The sequence below is a fragment of the Flavobacterium aeripolare genome (genome assembly GCF_013294025.1).
Classification (GTDB): Bacteria; Bacteroidota; Bacteroidia; order Flavobacteriales; family Flavobacteriaceae; genus Flavobacterium.
The window spans coordinates 14863-34383 of the sequence record NZ_JABSNL010000015.1 but is presented as its reverse complement, the minus strand read 5'-3'; the positions used below and the strand labels follow the sequence as shown (position 1 = coordinate 34383).

Here is a 19521-nt window from a genome sequence, read left to right as displayed (position 1 = left end):
TAGTAAATAGGCTATTTTCAATATTTGAACTATAATAAATGAATTATATTTTACCATTATTTTTTGGTTTTGTCACGGCTGTAATAGGTATTATTCCTCCAGGACTAATCAATATGACAGCGGCAAAAGTTAATTTAAAAGAAGGCGCTAAAAATGCCTTCTGGTTCATCTTTGGGGCAGTAATCATCATATTTTTTCAAGCGTATTTAGCAATCCTTTTTGCTAATATCATCAATGTACGTCCAGATATCGTCATTCTACTGCGTGAGTTGGGGTTTGGGGTATTTGGGGCTTTGGCGATTTACTTTTTATTGATTGCAAAAAAGCCTAAGCTTAAAAAAGCAAAAATTGAGAAGAAGAGTAAAAAGAAGCGTTTCTTTTTAGGAATGCTTTTATCGGTTTTGAACTTTTTTCCCATTCCGTATTACGTTTTTATTACTATTACCTTGTCTTCATACGATTTGTTTTCCTTTCATCCATTTGCTATATTTACCTTTGTAAGTGGTGTAGTATTGGGATCAACACTGGTATTTTATTTTTATATCCGTTTTTTCCAGCACATCGAGTCTAAGGCTGATTACCTTCTTAGAAACATGAATACTATCATTGGGAGTATAACGGGAGTAATTGCTCTAGTAACCCTCTTTAATATAATTAGGTACTACATGCAGCAGTAATAGTTGTAAAATTTCTTCTAATTGAAATTCCATGGCAGACGAAAATTTTTTTGAAAGAGTTTATGTCATCGCTAGACAAATACCGTTTGGTAAAATCACTTCTTATGGTGCCATTGCAAAAGCTCTTGGCGCAGCTCGATCTGCTAGAATGGTTGGTTGGGCAATGAATGCATCACACAATCGCGCTGATATTCCTGCGCATCGTGTAGTGAATAGAAAAGGACTGCTTACAGGAAAATTCCATTTTGATGGCACAAATCTTATGCAACAATTACTGGAAAGCGAAGGGATTGTAGTAATAGACAATCAAATAATTGACTTTGAGAAGTATTTTTGGAATCCACCAATGAATGAATAATAGTGGGTTTTAAAATGATAAACTTCTAAAAGTACATACTTTAAATACTTTATCTTATGAAACTTGAAAAAATGAAAATGATTAGACTCTATCCACATGAGGAGTTTAAAGAGATAACTATAGAAGACAAACTAAGATTACGTTACGCAGTGTCTAACAAAGGACGGCTAATTAGCTTTGTAGATGACATGCGATTTGCGCGCGAATTAAGAGGCGGCATGACTGATGGCTACAGATTGTTTAAATACAAACAGTACAATGATGGTGTGGTAAAAAACAAACACCTCTTTATTTATAAGCTGGTAGCACAATATTTTATTCCAAAAACCTCTGAAGATCAGGTTCATATTTTGCATCTTGATCGCAAACGTGATAATGATGATTATCGCAATCTAAAATGGGCCACGGCAGAAGAAATGGCGCAGCACACAAGAGAAAGTCCTTATGTAAAGCAAGCGAGATTAAATCTAGTAAAGCACAACTTAGAGTCAAACGGAAGGAAACTTACAATTACTAAAGTAATGCTTATTAAAAAGATTCTTGCTAGACCAGGACAAACTACAAGACTTAAAATGATCGCCAAACAATTTGGTGTAAGCGAAATGCAAATTAGACGAATTAAATCAGGAGAGAACTGGAGTCAAGTGAAAATATAATAAACATTCTTTGAATTTATTGGGCGGCGATTTAATGGTGAGCGCACTGACTTTTCTATGCTTATCTATTTTAATTTATTTTTAATCGAATGTGTTATACAAAGGATGGCTATTGCTGTTTTTTTAGACCGTTTTTATTTTTAAGTATTCTAGCTGCGTTTTCTACAATAACTACAGCAAATTCCTGCATCAATAAATACGATTTAAATCCTTTACAATAAGAACTTAATCCTTTATCTTTGTAATCTGAAATCAGTTTAAATAAATATTGTTTTTACTGAAATACCAATTAGATAATAGTCCATTATAATGAAATTAGATAGAAAAGAAATTCTTAAAGCTCTAGAAACGATAACTATTGCTGGCGAAGGAAAAAATATGGTAGAAAGTGGTGCCATTGCAAACGTACTTACTTTTGGAGATGAGGTAGTCGTTGATTTAGTATTAAGTACACCAGCAATGCACATCAAGAAACGTGCTGAAGATGATATTAAAAAAACAATCTTAGAGTTAGTTTCTACTGATGCAAAAATTAAAATAAATAGTAAAGTTCAAGTAGCTGAAAAAGCAGAAATTAAAGGAAAATCTATTCCTGGAATTAAAAATATCGTTGCTGTTGCCTCTGGTAAAGGAGGAGTAGGGAAATCTACTGTTACTGCAAACTTAGCAGTTTCACTGGCAAAAATGGGATTCAAAGTTGGTGTATTAGATGCTGATATTTATGGTCCTTCAATGCCAATCATGTTTGACGTTGAGAACGAAAAACCAATTTCGGTTACTGTTGATGGCAAGTCAAAAATGAAACCCGTTGAAAGTTACGAAGTAAAAATGCTATCTATTGGGTTTTTTACAGCGCCTAGTCAAGCAGTTATCTGGAGAGGTCCTATGGCTTCAAAAGCGTTGAACCAAATGATCTTTGATGCAGATTGGGGAGAATTAGACTTCATGTTAATCGATTTACCTCCAGGAACAGGAGATATTCACCTTTCGATCATGCAATCATTGCCTGTTACAGGTGCTGTTGTTGTAAGTACGCCACAAGCAGTTGCTTTAGCAGATGCTAAAAAGGGAGTTTCGATGTTTCTTTCTGAGGCAATTAATGTTCCCGTTTTAGGAATTATAGAAAACATGGCTTACTTCACTCCAGAAGAATTACCAGAAAATAAGTATTACATCTTTGGTCAAGAAGGAGCAAAAAATCTTGCAGAAGATTTAGACGTGCCATTCTTAGGAGAAGTTCCTATTGTACAATCTATACGTGAAGCAGGAGATTTTGGTCGTCCAGCTGCCATGCAAGAAGGTTCAATCGTAGCTAAAGTTTTTGAAGATATTACTCGTAATGTTGTTGAAGAAACCGTGAGAAGAAACGATAGTTTACCTGCAACCGAAGCCATTAAAATTACAACTATGGCAGGATGTTCTGCGGTAAAAAAACAATAAGATTTATAGCAATAAATCTTTAAAAAACACATGATGACAACACAAGAATTAACAATTGAAGTTCAAAAAGCACTAGAAGAAATCCGACCTTTTTTGAAATCTGACGGAGGCGATATTAGTCTTGTTTCTATCGAAGATGATAAGCATGTAAAGGTGCGTTTAGAAGGTGCTTGCACGAGCTGTAGTGTAAATCAAATGACACTTAAGGCCGGTGTAGAAACTACAATTAAAAAGTTTGCACCACAAATTGAAACTGTTGTAAATATAGCATAGATTTTGGGCATGACCCCTTTGATAAAAAAGGCTTATTTACTTTACGGTGATAAGCCTTTTTTATAAAAACGGTCGGGCTATACGCGCTACTTCGGTAGCTAGCTGCTATCCCTCATGCAATCCTGTGTACTGATTATAACCCTTTTTTAAACTCAACACCCATTTATATGGACGTACTTATAAAAATAAAAGATCGTGAAGGCGTGGTGCATGAATTGCAAGCACCTACAGATATGGCAATGAATATTATGGAACTTTGCAAGGCTTACGAGCTTCCTGTTGAAGGAACTTGTGGTGGTATGGCTATGTGTGCATCTTGCCAATGTTATGTCCTTAATGACGTTGCATTGCCAGAAATGGGCGATGATGAAGAGGCAATGTTGTCAGAAGCTTTTTATGTAAAAGCAAATAGCCGTTTAGGATGTCAAATTCCAATTACCGAAGAGCTGGAAGGCTTAGAGTTAGAACTCGCACCAGAAAATTAAATACAAATTGTTTTTATATAATAATGCCCCCAAATAGTGTATCAATTTTGGGGGCATTTTTATTATTTAATTATTTGTAGTGCAACCGGCTCGATTCTTTCGATAAATTTAGAATAAGCAAGCTCTGAAGGATGCAGACCATCTGTAGCTGTCAATTTTGTGTTTTTTAAACCTTGCTGAGTAATGTCAGTGATGTTAACATATTTTATTCCCTGTTGATCACAGTATCGCTTTGCAAAAGTATTGTACTTTACTAACTCTGTTGTGATGGTTTCAAACTTGTTTGAACTTTGACCATATGGAGTGTAGGCATAATCTGGAATCGAAATCACAATAACATTTTTGCGTTTTCCTTTTGCAAAAGCAATCGCTTTCGATACAAGAGCAGCAAACTCCTTCTCATATATTGCAAAATTCTTATTTTGGTATTGGTTGTTAACGCCAATTAAGAGACTTACTAAATCATAGTCTGTGTCTGGTTTTTCAGTTGCTATTGCAGTCAAAAGATTGGTTGTTGTCCAACCTGTTTTTGCAATAACTTTTAGAGTAATCTTTTTACTGACTATTGATGTTGCCAGCGCTTCCTTAAGTTGTTCAGGAAATCTACAACTGTCACAAACGCTTTCGCCTACTGTGTAGCTATCTCCTAAGGCTAGATATTTAATTGTTTCTTTAGCCTGCTGTGAGTTGTCTTTGCCTATATCCCTAGTCTTTACAGTCGAACAAGACGATAATAAGAACATTGTCAATACCACGTAATAACAGCTTGTAAAATTCTTCATATTAGTAGCTTGTATTGCTTGTTATGCTATTTACGTAGTGATGTAAAGAACGGTTTTATGCAACTACTTCCTTGATTGTAATTGTTTCTTCAATAGCATCCCACAAGCCAATTCTTCTTTCTAAGGCGTGTATAGATACTTGCTCTACTTCATGCCATTTTTGAGCATCGTCACCACACAGTTCGTTAATCATTTGCATTGCCATAGGTCCGTGCTCATCTGCATCTAACTCAATATGTCTTTCAAAATAATAAATTAATTTAGACAAGTCAGTATCTGGAAAGTTTGCTTGAAAGTTCTTTAAAATAGCGGTAAACATACTTGGTATTAAATCTTCTCTTCCAAAGGTGAATGCAGCTGCTATCTCGTGTGGTTTTCCTTCTTCGATAACTCTAAAGGTAAAGTCAAGGAAAGCCTTGATATTTGGATGTAAACTACTAGTTTTAATAGCTACAAATATGTTTTGTAAAGAATGGATCTCTGCTAAGAAGCTATTGATCTCTGCCGTATTTGCACCACAATCCTCCATAGCTTCAATGTACATTTCGTAGTGGCTTTGGCGGCGACCATCCATGCTTAAATCTGATTCTTCTGCTAAGACAATTTCGTTAATTAAATAACGCGTTTCTGGATTAGCAGTAGCAAACCATGGTGTAGTAGTGCACGTTAATTTTGCTTGAAGTGCTTTTAATAATGACATGAAATCCCATACTGCATAAATATGATTCTCTAAAAAGCATTGTAAATCTTGAATGCTTTTTACTTTGTTATACAGTGAATGTTGCAACAACAGTTCTTTTTGGGGCTGTATTTTGTTGTTGATGTGCTGAATAGTCATAGTTTCTAATTTTGTGTAAATATAAAAAAGCTTCTTGGTACCAAGAAGCTTTTTTTATCATTTTAACCAATAGCACAATAGCTGGTATATATTATTTAAATGCTGGAATTCCAGTTACATCCATACCAGTAATAAGTAGGTGAATATCATGTGTTCCTTCATAAGTAATCACCGACTCTAAATTCATCATATGACGCATGATTGAATATTCTCCGCTAATTCCCATTCCGCCTAACATTTGTCTTGCTTCACGTGCAATATGTATTGCCATGTCGACATTGTTTCTTTTTGCCATAGAAATTTGTGCGGTTGTCGCGCGACCTTCGTTTCTTAAAACACCCAGTCTCCATGTTAAAAGTTGTGCCTTTGTGATTTCTGTAATCATTTCAGCCAGCTTCTTTTGTTGTAATTGTGTTCCTGCAATAGGTTTGTCAAATTGAATACGTTCTTTTGCGTAACGCAAAGCCGTGTCATAACAATCCATAGCAGCTCCAATTGCTCCCCATGCAATACCATAACGTGCAGAATCTAAACAACCAAGCGGTGCTCCTAATCCTGATTTATTAGGTAGTAGGTTTTCTTTAGGCACTTTTACATTGTCAAATATCAATTCACCAGTTGATGAAGCGCGTAGTGACCATTTATTGTGTGTTTCAGGAGTTGTAAAACCTTCCATGCCGCGTTCAACGATCAAACCGTGAATTCTTCCTTCTTCATTTTTAGCCCAAACCACTGCAATGTCTGCAAATGGCGCGTTAGAAATCCACATTTTGGCACCATTCAATAGATAGTGGTCATCCATATCTTTAAAATTGGTAATCATGCTTCCTGGATCTGATCCGTGATTAGGTTCAGTTAAACCAAAGCAGCCCATGAATTCACCAGTAGCTAACTTGGGTAAATATTTCATTCGTTGTTCTTCGTTACCGTATTTCCAAATAGGATACATCACTAACGATGATTGCACAGATGAAGTAGAGCGAACACCAGAGTCACCACGTTCAATTTCCTGCATGATTAAGCCGTAAGAGATTTGGTCTAAACCAGCACCACCATATTCTTCAGGTATGTATGGTCCAAAACCACCAATTTCTCCAAGACCTTTGATAATTTGTTTTGGGAATTCAGCTCTTTGAGCGAAGTCTTCAATTATAGGGGATACCTCTTTTTTGACCCACGCACGAGCAGAATCGCGCACTAGTTTGTGCTCATCAGTTAATAAGTCATCTAAGTTATAATAATCTGGAGCTTGAAATAAGTCTGGTTTCATGGTTTTGCTAATTTGTGTGTTACAAATTTACACAAAGAAATATAACAAAACGATTAACATTTGTTATATTTTTAAATTAATTGTGTGATTAGTGAAAATAAATAATAGCATTATATGGGAATAATTTGCTTGCTGTCTCACAGGTTGATACTGCTGTAACATCGATTTGTAAAACTTTATGGAAGTATGTAAATTCCGGAGATTGTTCTTTAAAAGAATTTTGAACAATGATAGATCGACATGAATATGTAAATAAATGGGAAATCATCTACGGTGAATATTTGTTTAATTTTTCAGATCTTAAAAAAGTAAACCGTAAAAGGAGAAGTATTGGTTTGAAAAGGACTCTTAATGCAGTGCAATAAAAGAGGAGGAGTAATTAAGGTTAAAAAAAGGATATTAATTTTTTCAATAAACCACGAACTTACAGTAAACAAAGATGCAAGTTGGTTAGCTTTGGAATCTTAGTTAGAAATCAGTTTCAAATCAAACAGATGAATGATTGTGTGATATAGTGCCTTTGTATTGGGTGCTACATTTTTAAATAAAAATCCTTTGTCAAAGCAATGTACTCGGGAGTATAATTGTGTCGGCTAATTTCTATAATCAATTCGTCAACTAGAAGATCGGTTGTTTCATTTCGAGATAAAGCCAATAAACTACGTTTGATTTCAGTAGTTGGCGTTCCTTTTACATGTGTAATCTTGAAAGGATATAATTCAAATTCAGTAGCAAGTGCTAGGAATTTTTCTTCTTCTTTAAACGGAATGATAACCGCGAATATTCCATTTTCAGATAATAATAAATCGGCAGCTTCAATTAAATCTTCAAAAGGCATGGCGTCTTGAAAACGAGCTAAATCACGTTGCTCATTATCTGTTTTATAATCTTCAGAATAAAATGGAGGATTGGAAACAATTAGATCGTATTCGTCTTCAGGCTCTTCGATAAATTCATCTAGACCTGCGTGAAAACAAAATAAACGATCACTCCAAGGAGAGTTTTCAAAATTCTCTACTGCTTGTTCGTAGGCTTGTTCGTCAATTTCTAAAGCGTCAATTTGCTCGGCATTAGTTCTTTGTGCTAACATTAAAGCAATAATACCCGTTCCTGCGCCAATATCTAATACGCTAAATGGGTTATTGGTAATGGGAGTCCAAGCGCCAAGTAAAACACCATCGGTACCTATTTTCATAGCACAACGATCTTGTTCTACAGCAAATTTTTTGAATGTAAACATAAGTTAAAATTCCAATATTTTAAATTCCAAATTCCAAATGGCACCTGAATTAAAATGATGTTTGATTATTGTTTAATGAATTGTAATTTTCTAAATTTCCAATTTATTTTTTATATGATAATGTGATGCAGTATCTTCTAATTGCGTCAGCACGAATAGCATTGTAAAAATTGATAAATTCTTTTTTTATTTTTGAGTTTTAGTAATGATTGCGGATAAAATCCTTCTTAATTCTTCGATTTCTAAAAGAACCGGATTTGATAGACTACTATGTTCTGGATTTAATTCTTGTAATAATCGAAGCCAATACTTACTCTCTTTAGCTTCTTTTCTGGCTATCTTTAATCGGAACGATAGATCTTTCTCACCTAATTTTTCATTTGCTTCAATATAATTCGCTCCAACAGATCCTGAGGAACGAACTAGTTGCTTACAGTCTTCAATATTTGAAATAGTTCTAGGAAGTACTCGAATATAGATTCGACAATCTTTAGCAAATAAAAAAGTTCTTTCTTCTAAATCGAAAGGTTTCTCCATAAATGATTTTTAAATTTCAAAACAATATCAAATGTAGTTGATTTTTTTGAATTTAGATTGTCCTTTTTTTTTGGAATTTGGAATTTGAAGATTGGAATTTTTACTATAGATACATTTCGACTAAACCTTCCGGTAAGTCCATGATGATCTTTTTGTTTTCTCTATCAATTTTTATTAAAAAATGATCAATCATAGGAATGAACATTTCAACACCATCTTTAATTACTTCGAATAAAGGTTGTGCTGTCGTATCATTTACTGACTGAATTTCTCCTACAAAGCCTAATCTTTGGTCTTCGATTTCGAAACCAATCACTTCGTGAAAATAGAATTTATTACCAGAAAGTTTTGGTAACATTTTTAAAGGTAGGTAAAGGTCGTTGCCTAAAATTGCTTCTGCCTCTTCCTCGTTAGTAACATCTTCAAAACGAACTCTTAGAAAGTCGTTTTTGTGTAGTGAGCTACATTCAATAAAAAAAGGAATCAAGTGTTTGTTGCATTCAACAAACACTGATTCCAAGTTTTCGTACAACTCGGGTTCGTCTGTGTCTAAATAAGCCAAGACTTCACCTTTGAAGCTGAATTTTTTGGCGATTTTACCTAAATAGAAACAATCTTCTTTACGCATCTTCGCTTTTTAAATTTATGCTTGAGTTTCTTCGTTGTTTTCTTCAGCAGCAGGAGCTTCTTCAGATACTTCAACTTCTTCAGCTGGAGTAGCAGCAGCAATTGCATCAGCTTCAGCTTGTGCAGCAGCAGCTAATCTTTTTGCATTAACGTCTTGCTCAGCTTTGAAAGCTTTAGCTTTAACATCAGCTTGCGCTTTTGATAAACCATCTTTCTTAGCATCAACAGTTCCGTTTTTAGCTTCTAACCAAGCAGCTAATTTTGCATCAGCTTGCTCTTGAGTCAAGGCACCTTTACGGATACCACCATCAAGGTGATGTTTCAATAAAGCTCCTTTGTAAGAAAGAATTGCTTTAGCAGTATCAGTTGGTTGTGCACCATTGTGTAACCATCTAACTGCACTATCAAGGTTTAAGTCGATAGTTGCTGGGTTTGTGTTTGGATTGTAAGTACCAATTTTCTCTAAGTATTTACCATCTCTTTTTGAGCGTGCATCTGCAGCTACAACCCAGTAAAAAGGTTTTCCTTTTTTACCGTGTCTTTGTAATCTAATTTTTACTGACATAATCTTGTATGATTAAATTTTGAGGTACTCGACCTCGATTAATTAAGGGTGCAAAGATAATCTTTTTATTTATAAATTAACTAGCTACTAAATTAATATTTTATCTGTCGTTATGTGGTGGCTCTTATAAGATGTTTAAATAGGTTTAATATCTTGAAAGTTAAATTTTTAAGCTACGGTACTGCAACTTTTATGCTAGCATGAAATACAATTAGCATTGTGATAATTCCAATTTTTAGAAAAATGGAGTCTCTCATGAAATTGTAGCGTAACAGTTTTGGATTAAACTCAGGTATAATTTGTAAAATTAAGTGCTAATTATGACCGTAGATTTTGATAATTGATTGCTTAATCCGTGCATAAATTAAATAGTTAAGTAGTAGGCTATGACTATTTTAACAAAGTTTGGTCATTATTTACAGCGTTGCAAATGCCTTTAGCTATGTTAATTTTATTTTCAAATCAAAATAAAAACATAAATAAGCTAATTTATAGTTGATTAGAAAAAAATAAGAGTACATTTGTTGCAATTATTATAAATAAGTACATATGAATATTTTTGTTGGAAGCCTTCCATTCAGTATTGAGGAAGCAGATTTAAGAGAGTCTTTCGAGGCTTACGGAGCAGTTGATTCAGTTAAAATTATCACGGATAAATTTACAGGAAGAAGTAAAGGATTTGGTTTTGTTGAGATGCCAAATGACGACGACGCTCAAAAAGCGATTGACGAATTGAACGGAGCTACTGTTCAAGGACGTGCAATTGTTGTTAACAAATCTGAGCCTAAACCAGAAGGAGAAAGAAGAAGTTTTAATAACAACCGTGGAGGAGACTCTCGTGGTGGTTATGGTGGAAACAGCCGTGGTGGAGATAACCGTGGTGGTGGAAACAGAGGAGGATATTAATATTCTTTTTTACAACTATAAAAAAAGGGGACAATGTAAATTGTCCCCTTTTTCTATTTAAACCAGTCTGGTTCTGGTTTTTTAAAGGCATCTTATTCTTTTTCTAACAGCTTAATATCCTCCTTTAAAGACAGCATGCTCGATGGGTCTAAACTATTGTAGATTCCTCTGATAATTCTATTTTTATCTATTAAAACAAAATTCTCTGTATGTAAGAAGATGGAAACATCTTTGTTTTCGCCTAAGTCTTCTTCGACAAAGTAAAATTTCCTTCCTAAATTATAAATCTCTTCTTTCTCGCCTGTGAGTAATTTCCATTTATTATAATTTACATCATTCTTTTGTGCGTATTTGGCTAGTACGGATACACTATCTTGTTCTGGAGTAACTGAGTGTGAAACAAGTAATACCTTATCATCTTTTAAAAAGTCCTTTTGTAAGTCGTTCATACTTTTTGCCATCTTAGGACAAATTCCGGGACAAGAGGTAAAGAAAAAATCGACCACGCAAATTTTGCCTTTGATATTCTCTGCCGTAAATGGTTTGCCTTCTTGATCGATTAAATTAAAATCTCTTATCGCATGAAAAGAACTATCAGTAGGTAATTCCCACACTGGAGTAAAGTCGGAGGTGTTGTAGTAGGGCAGTTTTCTAGTTTCCTCTTTTTTTTGGCAAGAAATAAAAACTGTCGCAATCAATAGCAGATATAGTTTATTTATTTTCATTTGTAGGTAATTTTAATTTTCCGTCTAAAAGGGTGTAGCACAAATTAGATTTTTGTAATCCATAACGATGGCCGTCTTTTGCTTGATAGTTGATGTAGGTTTTTCCGTTTTCACGCCACGCTTTTTGCATGCCATCCTCAGTATCATTTTTAAATGTCAAAAACGAATATTTTCCGCCAGACTCATACCATTGTTTTTGCAATCCTTCGCGCTTATCATTGTTATAAACAAAATCATATTTTAGATTGCCGTTACTCCAATATCCATAGTGTCTACCATAAGATTTTCCTGCTTTGTAGCTCCTGCTATCTTTAAGCTTTCCGTTTGGGAAGTAGGTTAGTGAGGCGCCTTCTTGTTTTCCTTTGTAGTAACTAAAAACATCTTTTATTTGATCATTCTCATACATTTGCTTGATGTATCCCGAGTAAACAGTATTGCTTAAATAAACAATGCCGTTATCTAATTTTAAGTCTTTATTAGTAGACAAAATAGTGTCTATAGTAATCATAGTATCGTTAACAACAAAAGAGGACGGTATTACGACCTCCTCCTTTGCTGATTTATTGTAACAAGATGAGCAGGTTACAATAAGTATCAAACTAACAATTTTAAGAAGTAAATGTTCCTTTTGTACCATAATAACTTCCTGCTTTTAAGATATAAAATCCCGAATTTAAATAATTTACATTCGAACAATGGTAGTGGTAAATTCCGTTAGGATATTCCGTCGTTGCTCCTGTATGTCCTCCATTTTCATCTAAGTCAGATGGGTAGGTTCCATTAGTATCTTGACGACCATATATAGGGAAGCCATCTCTTAACCAACCTATTAGTTTAGCGTCGTCCTTTGACGTGAAATCGCCATTAAAGTGATAGTGATATAATCCTCCTGGACCACTGTGTGCTCCAGCTCTGTCAAAAGTAGTAATCGTATTAGCATCTACAGGTACGTTACCACCTTCACGATCATTGTAAATTGCTACTCCGTTTAATGCCATACCAATAGGTCCTAGCGAGGTCGCTTCTTTAGTAGTTGCTGCAGCTGGATTTATAGGAATTGTCATGACAAATACTTGTGACTGTAAGCTACCTGGAGTTAATGTTTGTCCTTCTGTTTGCTCTTCATAAAGACTGTTTCCCACTCCCCAATAAGGAGTTACGTGATCAGGAGTACCGTTTGATTTCATTGTTACTGACGTACCATCAGAAGATAAAGTAACTCCTGCTTTGTAATTAGTGCTAAACACGGTAGGTACTGTTGCAGTCGAAGCTTCTTCTGTACTATCCTCAGATGAGGAACTGCTACATGAGAAAATACTAAGAGCAGTTAATAGAGTTATACTAATTTTCATGTTTTTACTTACTGAATTCATATTGGTTTATTTAAAAATTATCTTCCTTCCTCAGGACCTTTTCTTTCTGGTTTTGGTGCTTTTTTCAATTCTTCGAGAGTTAAATAACCATCTTTATCTGTGTCAATTTTTTCAAAATCATCTTTGATTGGTCCTTTTACCTCCTTTTTTGATAATTTTCCATCTTTGTCAGCATCCATCTTTTTTATTAATTCTGCTGCTGTAGGTTGTTTTTTACCATTATGGCCTTGAGGTGGTTGTGCATAACTTGAAGTTGTTGCTAAAAGTATTATCGCTCCTAAAGTTAATTTTACTATTGTGTTTTTCATGATATTTTGATTTTGTGATTGTTACTGAGTACAAATATGCAGTAATAATTGAAGTGCTATTTTTGTATTCAGTGAATGAAGAATACTATTCAGTGAATAGGATGGTATGCTAAATAATATATTGTTTAAAATACCTGTTTTAATCTTTTAAGGAGGTACAGACTACTTTTTAATAGTTTATTTTAATAGAGGTAGTCGTATTTTGGTTGGCACCAAAAGGAATGCTTTTCGAATAAAATTGCATTTGAAAAGTAAGGTAGTTATAAAACAAAAAAGACGAAGGTGAATATCCTTCGTCTTTAATTTTATTAATGCACTATACTATTAATCGAATGTCGTAACAATGAAGTAGCTTCAAAACGCAAATAGTCATTAATCATTTAGCGCTGAAGAAATCAGGTCACTCGGTTTCTTTTATTTTAAATAACTGTTCACAGCAGTAGTACGAGCAGTAACATGAGCGCTTAAAGCGTCTATTGCTGTTTGAAAATCAGAAGTACTGTTTAAAAAAGTATATCCTTTAACCTCTTTTATTGCATACGGTTTCACAAGTGCTCCATAACTCGCGTAGGTAGCTTTCATGGTAGTTTCATTAAAAGCATTATTAATGACACTTTTTACATACATATCATACTTCGCTTTATAGGTTGCATCATTATATAAATACCCAATCAATGGCCATGACGTAGTGCTTAAGCCTGAGAAATTTAGAGCATATGAACCGCCTTGATTCCCTGTTTGCAATGCTTCATTATTATCCCATGGTATCCATGATAGTTTTTTGGTATCTGGATTATTATATAAAAAATAATTATGTGTCATTCTTCCGTACGTATCCCAATTTTGAATTACCGTATTGACAGCTAAATATTTTAAAAAGGTATCCGTGTCAAAAACAGATTCTAGGTTCGTTCTCCAAGCCGCAGCATCAGTGGTTCTAGTACTAGCATGTAAAGCCGTGAATAAATTTTGAATATCACTGTAATCTGCAGCGTCTTCATTTGTTTTCTTTACAAATACATCCTTTGTAAAAGTTCCGTCAGCAAAACTAGCTCCGGTACCGTCTGGCTTGTATAAATTACCGTCGTTATTTGAAAATTCATCGATCAACGTATCATCTACCTCCTCAACCAAGGTATACACACCAAAATAAGTTGGTCCGTCACCATGATCTACATAAACTTCATAAATAGCAGCATGCGAGCTTACTAAACCGGAAGCTCTAAAAATATCTGTTGCCACTTTTTCACGTAGCATCGATTTGTCATTATAATTGTTTTTTAGACTTAATTTTTTAAAACCATAAAAACGCTGATTATCTATTTGAGGATAGGTTTCTTCGTATTCATCAAAATCTAATTTGAAAGATAATTTCAAGTTTCCGCTAGACCAAGTGGACTGCAAGCTAGAATTTCCTTTAAAACGAACACCCACACGGTACCATTCTTTTCCGTTATAAAAAACTTCTGCAGGAACCATTATCGGATCTTCGTCTGAAGAAGTAAGACCAGGACCACCTGAACTCGCGCCAAATGTGCCGTATGTAGCGGTCATATCTGCGAGCATTTTTTTCCAGCGTGTACTCGTTATAACAATGTCTAATCTTTTTACAGTATTGTCTGCAAATACTTCTTCAAAATTAGGGTCTGCTTTTTTACTGTGGGTTTCTGTGGTCCAATCAGGAGTTTCAAAAACGGTGTCATCTACTTCAACTGCAACTTCATCGACCTCGTCAATGCTAGAGTTCTCTTTTGAACAAGATGTGATTATAAACAGTTGAAGCGTTGCTAAAATCAGAATGTTTAACTTTTTCATAATTGTGTTTTAATGTTGCTGTTGCTTGCAAATTTGAACAAATTATAAAAGTGTATTATTTTTTTTCAGTGAATACATAGAAGTAATCTGTGAATCGCACTTGGCAGTCTGCAAACAATCGTTTTAAAGAGGTAAAAAGAAGTGTTTTCAAGATTTGATTACTTTTTATTTTATTTATTTGTACTATGAATAAAATTACACGCGTTATCTTTCAACTCATATTGTGGTTGTTAGTTTTGATTATTATTGGTTTAAACCAAAAAGACATCACTCAATTTTTATTACAAAATCTATTGGCTTATTCATGCCAAGCAATTCTTATTGTAGCACTTATTTATGTGTTGGCTCCCAATTTGCTTTTCAAAAAAAAGTATGTACAATTTGTGCTGTATTCAGTAATTTTAGTAATTGCTGCTACTTTAATTTCTTCGATGATGATGAGGCCTCATATGGGGTCAGGGATGCCGCCACCGCCTGCAAGAGGGGATAAGATGCTGCCAAGTCCTATTTTTATAAATTTGCTTTTAATCACTGTTTCCTATGTTTTTGCTACGTTCTTAGAAACATTTGCATTTGCTCAAAAAAAGGAGGAAGATTTGATAATTAGTAAAGCAGAAATGATGGAGAACGAACTTAAATTTTTGAAATCGCAGATCAATCCACACTTTTTATTTAACTCTTTAAACAATATTTATTCGCTATCAATGATCGATTCAGAAAAGGCGCAACAAAGTATTTTATACTTGTCAGATATGTTGCGTTATGTTTTATACGATTGTGAAAAGCCTGCGATTGCAATAGAAAAAGAGGTGACTTATATAGAAGACTTCATTCAACTATTCTTATTAAAGAGTAGTAAAAAATATCCTGTTACAACTTCATTTACAATCGAAGATCCGAAGTTACAAATAGCTCCCATGCTTTTAATTCCTTTTGTTGAGAATGCGTTTAAACACAGTAATATACAGAAAATTGACGAATCATTTATTGCTATTACGATTCATTCAACAGCAAGTTCTGTTTTATTTTCGATCGAAAACACTTTTAAGAAAGGACCTATAGTTAAAGATAGCGTAGGAGGGATTGGGATTCCAAATGTAAAAAAGAGACTTTTATTGCTTTATCCAGAAGCACATTCGCTAGAGATTACTGAAAATAGTAATACCTTTAAAGTGGAATTAAAAATGGATCTGAATGTATAAATGTGTTATAATTGATGATGAAGAACTGGCAAGGGAGCTTTTAAAAAACTACGTTAGCAAAGTTGACTTTCTAGAAGTTGTGGGTTCGTTTGAAAATCCATTAGAGGCAATCTCAATTTTACAAAAGGAGACTGTTCATATTGTTTTTCTGGACATCCAAATGCCAGAAATCAAGGGAACCGACTTTGCTAAATTGATTCCGTCTTCAACTAAAATTATTTTTACTACAGCATATTCAGAGTACGCTTTAGAAGGATTTGAATTGAATGCTATTGATTATTTATTAAAGCCAATTGCTTTTCAACGCTTTTTGCAAGCAGTTCAGAAAATTAAAGCTGAACAAGCACAAGTCATCGCTAATGATACACTTACAATTAAATCTGGATACGATTTTTTTAAAGTAAAACTGGACGACATTACCCACATAGAAAGTGATAGCGAGTATGTAAACTTCTATAGCAACGGCAAAAAGATTATGAGTTATCAATCATTGAAATCTCTAGAAAAAACGCTTGATCCCAATAAATTTATACGTGTGCACCGCTCTTACATTGTAAATAAGAATAAGGTAACGGGTTTGAAGGGGAGAGACTTACTATTATCAGACCTAATTATTCCTGTGAGCGATAGTTACTATGATAAAGTCAAGCAAGATTTGTTTTCATAAATCATAAAATAAATAAAAGCGATCTTTCGACCGCTTTTATCAACTATTTGAACAATTTTAATATAACCTTCAAAATTAAAATTACAGATTAGCTACTAACCAATCTCCTACATCGCTTGTTTTATAAGCTGTAGCTCCTTTAACAACCAAATCTTCGGTGACAATTCCTTGTTCTAGAGATTTGTTTACTACGGCTCTAATTGCTGCAGCTTCTTCAGTTAAACCAAAGGCATCTTCAAACATCATTGCTGCTGATAATACAGTCGCTAACGGATTTGCAATATTCAAGCCTGTGGCTTGTGGGTAGGAGCCGTGAATTGGCTCGTATAACGAAGTGTGCTCACCTACAGAAGCTGAAGGCATTAAGCCCATTGATCCTGAAATTACCGATGCTTCGTCAGTTAAAATATCTCCAAACAAATTCTCTGTGATTAATACATCATATGAGTTTGGCCATTGAACTAATCGCATGGCTACAGCATCTACAAACTCGTAGCTTACCGTTACCTCAGGGTAGTCTTTTTCCATTGCTTGCACTGTTTCTCTCCACAATCTTGATGTTTCAAGTACGTTAGCTTTATCAACACAACATAATTTTTTAGAACGTGTCATTGCTAGTTCAAAACCTTTTTTGGCTAAACGTTGTACTTCTGCTCTTGTGTAAACACAGTTATCAAAGGCAGTTTCTCCACCGTCTCTTCTTCCTTTTTCTCCAAAGTAAATTCCTCCAGTTAATTCTCTTAAGAAAACCAAGTCAGTTCCCTCAATACGTTCTCTTTTTAAAGGTGAATTGTCAATTAAAGAAGGAAAAGTAAAAGTAGGTCGCACATTTGCAAACAAGCCTAATTTTTTACGCATCAACAATAATCCTTGCTCAGGACGAACCTTGGCTGTTGGGTCATTATCATATTTAGGGTGACCAATAGCGCCAAAAAGTACCGCATCTGCAGCCATACAAATTTCATGTGTTTCATCAGGGTAAGGAACGCCCACCGCATCAATAGCGCAGGCTCCTGTAAGTGCCGCAGTCCAAGTGATTTCATGATTGAATTTTTTTGCAATTGCGTCCGAAACTTTTACCGCTTCATTGATTACTTCTGGTCCTATTCCGTCTCCGGCTAAAAGTGCTATATTTAATTTCATATGTATTTGTTTTTTGTTTCAATTCTTAAAAGTATCTAAGTTACCAAACTTCAGTCGCAATTTCGAAAAGCTTAGAAGCTCAGATTCTTTGTAGCTTAGCTACTTCTTTAAACTACATTCAACATCTTTTGCGTTGCTACTATTGCAGCAACTGTTTGATCAGAATCTAATCCTCGTGTTTTGAATTCTTTTCCGTTGTTTGTCCAGGTGATTACGGTTTCGCATAAGGCGTCAGAGCTACTTCCTGGTGGGATACGCACTGCGTAATCGATTAATTTAGGTAATTCTAAGTTCTTGCCTTTATAGATTTTGCCTAAGGCATTCATAAAAGCATCAAATTGTCCGTCACCTTGTGCGTGTTCTTCAATTAATTCACCGTCGATTCGTAGTGACAACGTTGTTGAAGGACGCATTCCTTTAGCGTGTGATAATATGTAAGACTCCACTACAATTTTTTCTTCGAATATTTTACTGTGTAGAACATCAGAGATAATGTAAGGCAGGTCTTCCTTAGTTACTGTTTCTTTTTTATCGCCTAGTTCGATAATACGTTGTGTAACTAATTTAATGTCTTCTTGATTTAATTTCAAACCCAACTCTTGTAAGTTCTTTTCAATATTTGCCTTGCCAGATGTTTTTCCTAAAGCATATTGTCTTTTTCTTCCAAAACGTTCTGGTAGCAAGTCATTAAAATACAAGTTGTTTTTATTATCACCATCAGCATGAATACCAGCGGTTTGTGTAAAAACATTATCGCCCACAATGGGTTTGTTAGCAGGAATACGATATCCTGTAAACGCTTCTACTAGCTTACTCACTTTGTATAACGAAGGCTCTTTTACATTGATTTCTATCTCAGGCATGAAATCATTGATAACAGCAACGGTGCTTTCAAGTGGTGCGTTTCCAGCGCGTTCTCCCATTCCGTTTACAGTAACATGCAAACCATGAACACCTGCTTTAAGTGCTTCCATTACGTTAGCAATGCTTAAATCATAATCATTATGAGCATGAAAGTCAAAATGAATGTTGGGGTATCTAGCGGTAATTTTAGATAAGTATTCAAAAGTATGTTCGGGTATAAGTACACCTAATGTATCGGGAAGTAATACCCTTTTTACAGGCTGTGTAGCGATAAAATCTAAATACTGAAATACATATTCAGGGGAGTTGCGCATACCGTTACTCCAATCTTCAAGATAAACATTTGTTTCAATATTGTTTTCCTTTGCTAGACTTATCGTTTTTGCAATTTCAGAAAAATGCTGTTCGGGAGTTTTTTTTAATTGATGTGTCAGGTGATTTAAAGAACCTTTAGTCAATAAGTTTTGAACTTTAGCGCCACTTTTTTTCATCCATTCGATAGAAAGACCTCCGTCAACAAAAGTCAAAACTTCGATTCGATTAGTATATCCTTTTTCTTGTGCCCATGACATGATGCCTTTTACCCCTTGAAATTCTCCTTCACTTACTCGTGCCGATGCAATTTCGATGCGGTCTACATTCAATTCTTCTAATAGTAATTGGGCAATGGTTAGTTTTTCTGCAGCAGAAAAAGACACTCCTGAGGTTTGTTCCCCATCACGAAGTGTCGTGTCCATTATTTCAATCTTTCTTTTCTCCATTATCTTATT

The 19521-nt window shown here is 34.7% G+C and carries 23 protein-coding genes; 9 read left to right on the top strand and 14 right to left on the bottom strand.

What is annotated here, in order from left to right:
• The first annotated feature begins 38 nt into the window (after positions 1–38).
• From HNQ00_RS15180 to HNQ00_RS15155, 6 genes are all read left to right on the top strand, one after another.
• The gene (locus HNQ00_RS15180; RefSeq protein WP_173839354.1) at positions 39–677 is read left to right on the top strand and encodes a LysE family transporter; all 639 of its coding nucleotides are present in this window, start codon (positions 39–41) and stop codon (positions 675–677) included.
• Positions 678–708: 31 nt separating this feature from the next.
• The gene (locus tag HNQ00_RS15175; protein ID WP_173839353.1) at positions 709–1035 is read left to right on the top strand and encodes an MGMT family protein; all 327 of its coding nucleotides are present in this window, start codon (positions 709–711) and stop codon (positions 1033–1035) included.
• Between the two features lie 56 nt (positions 1036–1091).
• The gene (locus HNQ00_RS15170; RefSeq protein ID WP_254598542.1) at positions 1092–1691 is read left to right on the top strand and encodes a phage terminase small subunit-related protein; all 600 of its coding nucleotides are present in this window, start codon (positions 1092–1094) and stop codon (positions 1689–1691) included.
• Between the two features lie 309 nt (positions 1692–2000).
• Complete coding sequence (locus HNQ00_RS15165; protein WP_173839352.1) at positions 2001–3131, top strand: Mrp/NBP35 family ATP-binding protein; 1131 nt, start codon at positions 2001–2003, stop codon at positions 3129–3131.
• 33 nt (positions 3132–3164) lie between these two features.
• The gene (locus tag HNQ00_RS15160) at positions 3165–3404 is read left to right on the top strand and encodes a NifU family protein (RefSeq protein ID WP_173839405.1); all 240 of its coding nucleotides are present in this window, start codon (positions 3165–3167) and stop codon (positions 3402–3404) included.
• Positions 3405–3571: 167 nt separating this feature from the next.
• Positions 3572–3889, top strand: coding sequence for a 2Fe-2S iron-sulfur cluster-binding family protein (locus HNQ00_RS15155; RefSeq protein WP_173839351.1), 318 nt, complete (start codon positions 3572–3574; stop codon positions 3887–3889).
• A 62-nt stretch (positions 3890–3951) separates the two neighbouring features.
• Here the strand turns inward: HNQ00_RS15155 and HNQ00_RS15150 are convergent, their stop codons facing one another.
• The 7 genes from HNQ00_RS15150 to HNQ00_RS15120 form a co-directional block, all read right to left on the bottom strand.
• Complete coding sequence (locus HNQ00_RS15150) at positions 3952–4671, bottom strand: SGNH/GDSL hydrolase family protein (RefSeq protein WP_173839350.1); 720 nt, start codon at positions 4669–4671, stop codon at positions 3952–3954.
• A gap of 55 nt (positions 4672–4726) precedes the next feature.
• Positions 4727–5509 (bottom strand): DUF3050 domain-containing protein, encoded by a 783-nt coding sequence (locus HNQ00_RS15145; protein ID WP_173839349.1) that lies wholly within the window; start codon positions 5507–5509, stop codon positions 4727–4729.
• 91 nt (positions 5510–5600) lie between these two features.
• A complete protein-coding gene (locus HNQ00_RS15140; protein ID WP_173839348.1) occupies positions 5601–6779 on the bottom strand; it encodes an acyl-CoA dehydrogenase family protein in 1179 nt (392 codons plus the stop codon).
• A 532-nt stretch (positions 6780–7311) separates the two neighbouring features.
• Positions 7312–8019: a tRNA1(Val) (adenine(37)-N6)-methyltransferase gene (locus HNQ00_RS15135; RefSeq protein ID WP_173839347.1), complete on the bottom strand. Its 708-nt coding sequence runs from the start codon at positions 8017–8019 to the stop codon at positions 7312–7314.
• A gap of 186 nt (positions 8020–8205) precedes the next feature.
• The gene (locus tag HNQ00_RS15130; protein ID WP_173839346.1) at positions 8206–8556 is read right to left on the bottom strand and encodes a four helix bundle protein; all 351 of its coding nucleotides are present in this window, start codon (positions 8554–8556) and stop codon (positions 8206–8208) included.
• 103 nt (positions 8557–8659) lie between these two features.
• On the bottom strand, positions 8660–9184 hold the full coding sequence (rimM, locus tag HNQ00_RS15125; protein ID WP_173839345.1) for a ribosome maturation factor RimM: 525 nt from the start codon (positions 9182–9184) through the stop codon (positions 8660–8662).
• Positions 9185–9199: 15 nt separating this feature from the next.
• Positions 9200–9748, bottom strand: a complete 549-nt coding sequence (locus tag HNQ00_RS15120) for a 30S ribosomal protein S16 (RefSeq protein ID WP_026707764.1) — start codon at positions 9746–9748, stop codon at positions 9200–9202.
• Between the two features lie 549 nt (positions 9749–10297).
• Here HNQ00_RS15120 and HNQ00_RS15115 point away from each other — a divergent pair.
• On the top strand, positions 10298–10654 hold the full coding sequence (locus HNQ00_RS15115) for an RNA recognition motif domain-containing protein (protein ID WP_026707763.1): 357 nt from the start codon (positions 10298–10300) through the stop codon (positions 10652–10654).
• 92 nt (positions 10655–10746) lie between these two features.
• Here the strand turns inward: HNQ00_RS15115 and HNQ00_RS15110 are convergent, their stop codons facing one another.
• From HNQ00_RS15110 to HNQ00_RS15090, 5 genes are all read right to left on the bottom strand, one after another.
• The gene (locus HNQ00_RS15110) at positions 10747–11379 is read right to left on the bottom strand and encodes an SCO family protein (RefSeq protein WP_173839344.1); all 633 of its coding nucleotides are present in this window, start codon (positions 11377–11379) and stop codon (positions 10747–10749) included.
• A complete protein-coding gene (locus tag HNQ00_RS15105) occupies positions 11366–11977 on the bottom strand; it encodes a toxin-antitoxin system YwqK family antitoxin (protein WP_173839343.1) in 612 nt (203 codons plus the stop codon). Before HNQ00_RS15105 ends, HNQ00_RS15110 begins: the two co-directional genes overlap by 14 nt.
• Before the next feature lie 10 nt (positions 11978–11987).
• Positions 11988–12731: a YHYH protein gene (locus tag HNQ00_RS15100; protein WP_173839342.1), complete on the bottom strand. Its 744-nt coding sequence runs from the start codon at positions 12729–12731 to the stop codon at positions 11988–11990.
• A gap of 38 nt (positions 12732–12769) precedes the next feature.
• Positions 12770–13060 carry an EF-hand domain-containing protein gene (locus HNQ00_RS15095; RefSeq protein ID WP_173839341.1) on the bottom strand — a complete coding sequence of 97 codons (291 nt, stop codon included), beginning with the start codon at positions 13058–13060 and terminating at the stop codon, positions 12770–12772.
• Between the two features lie 414 nt (positions 13061–13474).
• Positions 13475–14875, bottom strand: a complete 1401-nt coding sequence (locus HNQ00_RS15090; RefSeq protein WP_173839340.1) for a CotH kinase family protein — start codon at positions 14873–14875, stop codon at positions 13475–13477.
• Between the two features lie 185 nt (positions 14876–15060).
• Between HNQ00_RS15090 and HNQ00_RS15085 the strand changes: the two genes are divergently transcribed.
• Both HNQ00_RS15085 and HNQ00_RS15080 read left to right on the top strand, forming a co-directional pair.
• Positions 15061–16077, top strand: a complete 1017-nt coding sequence (locus HNQ00_RS15085; RefSeq protein WP_173839339.1) for a sensor histidine kinase — start codon at positions 15061–15063, stop codon at positions 16075–16077.
• A complete protein-coding gene (locus HNQ00_RS15080) occupies positions 16070–16744 on the top strand; it encodes a LytR/AlgR family response regulator transcription factor (protein ID WP_173839338.1) in 675 nt (224 codons plus the stop codon). Before HNQ00_RS15085 ends, HNQ00_RS15080 begins: the two co-directional genes overlap by 8 nt.
• An 81-nt stretch (positions 16745–16825) precedes the next feature.
• Here HNQ00_RS15080 and leuB read toward each other — a convergent pair whose 3' ends face one another.
• Both leuB and HNQ00_RS15070 read right to left on the bottom strand, forming a co-directional pair.
• Positions 16826–17887, bottom strand: a complete 1062-nt coding sequence (gene leuB, locus HNQ00_RS15075) for a 3-isopropylmalate dehydrogenase (RefSeq protein WP_173839337.1) — start codon at positions 17885–17887, stop codon at positions 16826–16828.
• A gap of 107 nt (positions 17888–17994) precedes the next feature.
• The gene (locus tag HNQ00_RS15070) at positions 17995–19512 is read right to left on the bottom strand and encodes an alpha-isopropylmalate synthase regulatory domain-containing protein (protein WP_173839336.1); all 1518 of its coding nucleotides are present in this window, start codon (positions 19510–19512) and stop codon (positions 17995–17997) included.
• Positions 19513–19521: the final 9 nt, after the last annotated feature.